The organism is Stenotrophomonas sp. RIT309, assembly GCF_000632045.1.
Lineage (GTDB): Bacteria > Pseudomonadota > Gammaproteobacteria > Xanthomonadales > Xanthomonadaceae > Stenotrophomonas > Stenotrophomonas indicatrix.
The window spans coordinates 51,880-58,988 of the sequence record NZ_JFYS01000021.1; the positions used below are offsets into that span (position 1 = coordinate 51,880).

The 7,109-nt window shown below is 67.7% G+C and carries 5 protein-coding genes; 4 read left to right on the forward strand and 1 reads right to left on the reverse strand.

The features are described 5' to 3' along the window. Positions 1 to 40: 40 nt before the first annotated feature. Positions 41 to 2,077, reverse strand: coding sequence for a TonB-dependent receptor (locus BW38_RS07995; RefSeq protein ID WP_032976710.1), 2,037 nt, complete (start codon positions 2,075 to 2,077; stop codon positions 41 to 43). A gap of 494 nt (positions 2,078 to 2,571) precedes the next feature. Here BW38_RS07995 and mdoH point away from each other — a divergent pair, with 494 nt between their 5' ends. The 4 genes from mdoH to BW38_RS07975 are packed head-to-tail and all read left to right on the forward strand — an operon-like array spanning position 2,572 to position 6,993. Then, the gene (gene mdoH / locus BW38_RS07990) at positions 2,572 to 4,497 is read left to right on the forward strand and encodes a glucans biosynthesis glucosyltransferase MdoH (protein ID WP_051585049.1); all 1,926 of its coding nucleotides are present in this window, start codon (positions 2,572 to 2,574) and stop codon (positions 4,495 to 4,497) included. Between the two features lie 50 nt (positions 4,498 to 4,547). Then, complete coding sequence (locus BW38_RS07985; RefSeq protein ID WP_032976711.1) at positions 4,548 to 5,207, forward strand: alpha/beta hydrolase; 660 nt, start codon at positions 4,548 to 4,550, stop codon at positions 5,205 to 5,207. 3 nt (positions 5,208 to 5,210) lie between these two features. Beyond that, positions 5,211 to 6,254, forward strand: a complete 1,044-nt coding sequence (locus tag BW38_RS07980; RefSeq protein WP_032976712.1) for a sensor histidine kinase — start codon at positions 5,211 to 5,213, stop codon at positions 6,252 to 6,254. A 10-nt stretch (positions 6,255 to 6,264) separates the two neighbouring features. Next, positions 6,265 to 6,993 carry a LytTR family DNA-binding domain-containing protein gene (locus BW38_RS07975; RefSeq protein WP_025879008.1) on the forward strand — a complete coding sequence of 243 codons (729 nt, stop codon included), beginning with the start codon at positions 6,265 to 6,267 and terminating at the stop codon, positions 6,991 to 6,993. The last annotated feature ends 116 nt before the right edge of the window (positions 6,994 to 7,109 follow it).

The following is a 7,109-nucleotide window of genomic DNA, read 5'->3' on the forward strand; positions in this document are numbered from 1 at the left end:
CGATCGCGCTGGCCTGCTGCCAGCGCGATCGCAGTGCGCATCAGAAGCGCGCGGTCATGCTGAGGAAGTAGCTGCGGCCGGCGACGAAGTAGTCGGTAGAGCCGTCGGCGTACAGCTTCTTGTCGGCCAGGTTGCTGACGCCGCCACGCAGGGTCAGCACCTCATTGACGTTCCATGCAGCGGTCAGGTCATACAGCGTATAGGCCTTCAGGAAGGTATTGACCACGCCGGTCTGCTTGCCGGTGTACTGCGCCGACAGGCTGCTGGAGAACGTGGTGTTCGGGGTCCAGTCCAGCGACGAATAGCCTGAGAACTCCGGGGTGTCGATCAGGTTGCGGCCAGTGGTCAGGTTCTTGGCTTCCTTCATCCAGGTCGCCGACGTGCGCCAGCGCCAGTGATCGCCGAAGCGGAAGTTGAGGTTGCCTTCCATGCCGCTGGTGCGCGCGCGCTGCACGTTGCTCATGCGCGTCCACCAGTAGCCGTTGAAGAAGCCCAGCGCTTCATACTCGATCTTGTTCCTGAAGTCGGTATGGAAGTAGGTCAGGCCGGCGTCGACCAGGTCGTTGTCGAAGCTGATGCCGATCTCGCGGTTGGTGCTGGTTTCCGGGTCCAGGTCCGGGTTGCCGGCCATGTAGCAACCGCCGCGGGTATAGCCCAGCGGGATCAGCGAGGTGCAGCCGCGGCCACCGGACTGGGTCGCCGCGCTGGGCGAATTCTCGGTCAGGCTCGGCGCGCGGAAGCCCTTGGACACGCCGCCACGGATCGTCCACTGCTCGCTCGGGTGCCAGACCAGGTAGGCACGCGGACTGACATGGCTGCCGAACTGTTCATGGTGGTCCAGGCGCGCGCCCAGGGTCAGTGCCAGGGTACGGTGCAGCTTCAGCTCGTCTTCGACGAACAGCGCCCAGGTGTCCACTTCCAGGCTGGAGCCGACCACCGGGTTGCCGGCATAGTCCACCGGCGCCTGGCCGATGGTGTCGGTGTTGGTCAACTCCTGGCGCTTCCACTGGCCGCCCACCGCGAACTGGTGGTCCACGCCCAGGGTGAAGGGCGTGCTCAGGCTGCCTTCGATGATCGTATCGGTTGCCTCGGAGCGACCGGTGGCGCCGATGTCGTTCTTGTACTCGGTCCAGTACGCGCTGAGCTTGGAAGTACCGAAATCCCACTTGCCGTCGTGGTTCAGCGCCAGCGAACTGCGCTTGAGCTCACTGGCACCCCAGGCGCCTTCGTCCTGCTTTTCCAGCGCCTGGGCGATGAAGGCCTGCTGCACACCGTGGCCAGCTTCCAGTGACACTTCCTGTGCCTCGCTCAGCTTCCACTGCAGCAGCGCGTCGACATTGCGGTCCTTCTCGCCGGCGTAGGCGTTGCCATACACGCCGCCGTTGGAGCGGTCCGAGTCGCGGCGCATGCTGTTGGCACCGATGCGCAGGCCGAAGCGCTCGCCCAGCGGTCCGGAGAAGGTCGCGCCGATCTGCTGGGTGTCGCCACGGTCGCCATCCTGCGGCCGGGTGTAGCTGTGGGTCGCGCTGCCGTTCCAGCTGTCACCGATGCGCTTGGTGATGATGTTGATCACCCCGCCCATCGCATCCGAGCCATACAGCGAGGACATCGGACCGCGCACCACTTCGATGCGCTCGATCTGGTCGGGGGAAATCCAGTTCAGGTCCTGGCGGCCCAGGTCGGGGCGATAGTTGGTCGAGGCCGAGCTGCCCATGCGCTTGCCGTCCACCAGTACCAGCGTGTAGTTGGACGGCATGCCGCGCAGCTTGATCTTGGACTGCTCACCGGCGGCGCTGAGCCCACCGGTCACGCCCGGAATACGGCTGAGCAGGGTGGCCAGGTCGTGCACCGGCTGGCGTTCGATGTCTTCGCGGCTGATCACGCTGATGCTGGCCGGGGCATCCTTGATCCACTGCTGGTTGCCCGAGGCGGTGACCACCACGGTATCCAGGTCCTTGGTCGAGGCATCGGCGCTGGCTTCAGCGGCGGCGAGGGCAGGCAGGGCCAGCAGGCAGGCGGCGGCCAGGGCGCTGGCCAGGCGGGTGCGCGACAGGCGCGCGGAACGGAGAGGGGACATGACGGCTTCCAAGGGAGAGGAGAGACCCGGTGGAAGCGGCAGGCGCACGCAGACAGCAGGCAGCCACCCCTTCCCTGGGTCGTCGAGCGCGCGGAAGGTCCGGCGCAGCTGGGTGGGTCCGGTGCGCGGAGCGCGGTGACCTGCCTGGTTAACGGAATGATAACCGTTCTCGTTTGTTACGATCCAGTACTTCCCGGGATGAATCGACATTCCCCGGCCGCGCGCGACGGTTCGCCTGCTGACTGCTGAATGGGGAGATTTCCCGGCGTAGACCTTCGCACCCGGCTTACATTCGGGGCCATAGACTGGGCCGCATTTTTCGATTCCGCCCCGTTGGAGATCGTGTGGGTTCTGGTAGTGACAGACAGCGACTGCGCGGCATGACGCCGTGGCAGACAGGACAAGTGCGGACGCCGGGAATGCGGGCCAGGAACCTTGGTGCATGCAGCCTGGCCGGGACGGCTGGTCCTGCGGCCTGCAGGGAGTAGGCGGCCATGGGGAGTGAAACCATCGACACGGAACCGGTCACGGCCGGTCCCGACGCGGGCTGGGCCCTGCTGCCGGCCGAAGCACCGCTGCTGATGCCCGAACAGACGCTCCGGCAAGGCTCGCTGAAGGTCCGGCGCCATCGCACCTCGCCACGCATGATCGGCCTGCGTCGCCTGTACATCCTCGGCGGCACCGTGGCGATGACCGCCGTGGCCACCCGGATGATGTGGCGGGTGCTGTCCGGCAACGGCATCAGCGTGCTGGAGGCCTGCCTGCTGGTGCTGTTCGTCGGCCTGTTCGCCTGGATCGCGCTGTCCTTTGCCAGTGCGGTGGCCGGCTTCCTGACGGCCGTGTTCGACCGGGGCTACCGCCTGGGCATCGATCCGGACAAGCCGCTGCCCACCGTGCACAGCCGCACCGCGCTGCTGATGCCCACCTACAACGAAGACCCGCGCCGGCTGCTGGCCGGCCTGCGCGCGATCTACGAATCGGTGGCGGCCACCGGCCAGTTGCAGCGGTTTGATTTCTTCGTGCTCAGCGATACCCGTCGCGAGGACATCGCGCGGGCCGAAGAACAGGTGTTCGCCGAACTGCGCGAGCTGGTGCCCGATGGGCGTGCGCGACTGTTCTATCGCCGCCGTGGCGACAACAGCGCGCGCAAGGCCGGCAACATCGCCGACTGGGTACGCCGTTTCGGCGGTGCCTACCCGCAGATGCTGATCCTGGATGCCGACAGCCTGATGACCGGTGACAGCATCGTGCGCCTGGTCGCCGGCATGGAGCACAACGCCGACGTCGGCCTGATCCAGACCCTGCCGTCGGTGATCGGCGGCCGCACCCTGTTCTCGCGCATGCAGCAGTTCGGTGGGCGAGTGTACGGGCCGGTGATCGCCCGTGGCGTGGCCTGGTGGCACGGTGCCGAAAGCAATTACTGGGGGCACAACGCGATCATCCGCACCCGTGCCTTCGCCGACCACGCTGGCCTGCCGGAGCTGCCGGGGCGCAAGCCGTTCGGCGGCCACGTGCTCAGCCATGATTTCGTGGAAGCGGCGCTGATGCGCCGTGGTGGCTGGGCCGCGCACATGGTGCCCTACCTGGGCGGCAGCTACGAGGAAGGCCCGCCAACGCTGACCGACCTGCTGGTGCGCGACCGCCGCTGGTGCCAGGGCAACCTGCAGCACGGCAAGGTGGTGGGCAGCCGTGGCCTGCACTGGATCAGCCGCGTGCACATGCTGATCGGCATCGGCCATTACTTCACCGCACCGATGTGGGCGATGCTGATGCTGATCGGCATCGCCATCCCGCTGTTCCAGGAAGGCATCGATTTCAACGCCCTGCTGCACCTGTCGCCCAGCGTGTACTGGCGTGCGCAGGATGAAGAACAGGTGGTGCGCCTGTTCGCCGCCACCATGGCGGTGCTGCTGATGCCCAAGGTGCTGGGTTACTTTGCGATGCTGCTCGATCCGGTTGAACGCCGTGGCTGTGGTGGCGCGATCCGGGCGTTCCTGTCGATGCTGGTGGAAACCGTGCTGGCCGCGCTGATGGCGCCGGTGGTGATGTACGTGCAGTCGCGCGGGGTGGCCGAAGTGCTGTCCGGGCGTGACTCGGGCTGGGATGCACAGCAGCGCGATGACGGTGGCATCTCGTGGATTTCGCTGGTGCGCGGCTACGGCGGCCTGGGCGTGTTTGGCGCCTTCATGGGCGTGCTGGCGTGGGCGGTGTCGCCGTCGCTGGCGGCCTGGATGGCGCCGGTGGTGATCGGCATGGTGCTGGCGGTGCCGGTGGTGGCACTGACCTCGCTGCGCGGGCCGGGCGCCTTCCTGCATCGCCTGGGCCTGCTCGACATTCCCGAAGAGAACATCCCGCCGCCGGTGCTGGTGCGCGCCGCACAGCTGCGCCGGGAAGCGGCCGAGCAACCGCCGCTGTACTGATCGCACCGTGCCAGCGGCATAATGCGGCTCGAACGTACAGGAGCCGCAACATGCTGCAAACGGTGGAACAGGAAACCGGCGCCTCGCCGCAGTGGTCGGTGATCTGGCTGCACGGCCTCGGTGCCGACGGCCATGATTTCGCGCCGATCGTGCCCGAACTGGTGCGTCCGCACTGGCCGGCGCTGCGCTTCGTGTTCCCGCACGCACCGGTGCGGCCGATCACGATCAACAACGGCGTGCCGATGCGTGGCTGGTACGACATCGTCGGCATGGACTTCCGCTCGCGCGCCGACATGGCCGGCGTGCAGGAGTCGGTGGTGCAGCTGGATGCGCTGATCGCCCGTGAGATCGAACGCGGTGTCGCCGCTGATCACATCTTCTTGGCTGGCTTCTCGCAGGGCGGGGCGGTGATCCTCAGCGCCGCGCTGGCACGCACTGCCCCCTTGGCCGGACTGATCGCACTGTCGACCTACCTGCCGGAGGCCGAAAGCGCGTCGCGCGTTGATGGTGCGGTGGATGTGCCGGTGTTCATGGCCCACGGCAGCAGCGATCCGGTGATCCCGCAGGCGGTGGCCGCGCACAGCGCCGAGACGTTGCGCACGCTTGGGCTGAACGTGCAGTGGCATAGCTACCCGATGGCCCACCAGGTCTGCGCCGAGGAAATCGACGCGCTGGGCGACTGGCTGCAGGCACGCCTGGGCGTCGCCTGACCCATGGCCGCGAGCGCTGCCACCCCGTGGATGCCGGAACTGTGCCGTTTGCCGCGGTTGGCAGCGATGCTCGGCCTGGCCGAACTGGTGGTGGTGGTGCTGGCGCTGGCGCCCGATGGCAGCCGCCACTGGACGATGGGGGAACTGGCCTCGGCCAGCGGTTTCGCGCTGTGGCTGGCGCTGGCGGTCACCGCCAGCCTGTGCCTGCTGCGGCAGGCCCTGTCGAAGCTGCCGGAACTGCTGGGCGCCGTCGCCGCCGTTGGCCTGGCTGCGCTGATCGCCATCCTGTGCGCGGGCATCATCCATGCCCTGTATGGCGTGCTGGGCGACAACTTCGCGCGCGGCATCGGCTTCTGGCGCTTCACCCTGGGCAGCGCGGCCACCACGGCGCTGATCACCGCGTTGGCGCTGCGCTACTTCTATGTCAGCGACCGCTGGGCGGCGCAGGTACAGGCCAATGCCCGCGCGCAGGCCGACGCCCTGCAGGCGCGCATCCGCCCGCACTTCCTGTTCAACAGCATGAACCTGATCGCCAGCCTGCTGCATCGCGACCCAGCGGTGGCCGAGCGTGCCGTGCTCGACCTGTCCGATCTGTTCCGCGCCGCACTGGGTGCCGGCGAGGGCGATTCGACCCTGCGCGATGAGTGCGAACTGGCCGAACGCTATCTGTCGATTGAATCACTGCGCCTGGGCGACCGCCTGCGGGTGCATTGGCAGCGCGATGAACCCCTGCCCTGGGACCTGCCGATGCCGCGGCTGGTGCTGCAGCCGCTGGTGGAAAACGCGGTGCTGCACGGCATCTCGCGCCTGCCCGAAGGCGGCACCATCGAGCTGCATCTGGCCTGTGTGGGCAGCGAGCTGCAGATCCGCGTACGCAATCCTGCACCGGATCCGCAGGTGCCCGGGCTGGCCCTGGCCCAGGGAGCGGGCCACGCCCAGCACAGCATCGGCCATCGCCTGAGCTGGCGCTTCGGCCGCGCCGCGCGGATGACGGCTGGCTGGAGCGAGGGCTACTATGCCTGCCAGGTGACAGTGCCGATCCAGTGAGGGGACGATCGTGAGGGTAGTCATCGCCGATGACGAACCGCTGGCGCGCGAGCGCCTGCGCAGCCTGTTGGCCGCGCAGGAAGGGGTGGACGTAGTGGCCGAGGCCGGCAACGGCGAGCAGGCCCTGCACGCGTGCGCCGAACTGCAGCCGGACCTGGTGCTGCTGGATATCGCCATGCCCGGCCTGGACGGCCTGGAAGCGGCCCGCCACCTGGCCAGTTTCGAGCCCAGGCCGGCGGTGGTGTTCTGCACCGCCTACGATGCGCACGCGCTGTCGGCGTTCGAGGCAGCGGCCATCGATTACCTGATGAAGCCGGTGCGCGCCGAGCGGCTGGCAGCGGCGATCGCGCGTGCCCGCACCTTCCTGGCCGGCCGTGACGGGCAACCCCAGCACACCGGCGGCCAGGCCCGCAGCATGCTGTGTGCCCGCCTGCGCGGCAGCCTGCGATTGATTCCGCTGGACGATATCCACTATCTGCAGGCCGAAGAAAAGTACGTGGTGGTGCATCACGCGCGTGGCGAGGACCTGATCGAGGAATCGTTGAAGTCGCTGGAGGAGGAGTTCGCCAGCCGCTTCGTGCGCATCCATCGCAACTGCCTGGTGGCGCGCCACGAGCTGGTGGAGCTGCGGCGTGGCAGTGGTGGTCAGGTGCAGGCGGTGCTGCGGCATGGCAAGCAGCCGCTGGAAGTGAGTCGGCGCTGCGTGGCGACGCTGAAGCAGGAATTGCGGCATCTGTAGGTTTTCCGCGCGGCCTGCGGCCGCGACTGCTTCGAAATCAACAGCAACAGCAACAGCAACAGCGGGTTGGTCGGCTCTGTGTTGTTGCCTGTTGGGTGAGGCGGGATGGGCGGGCC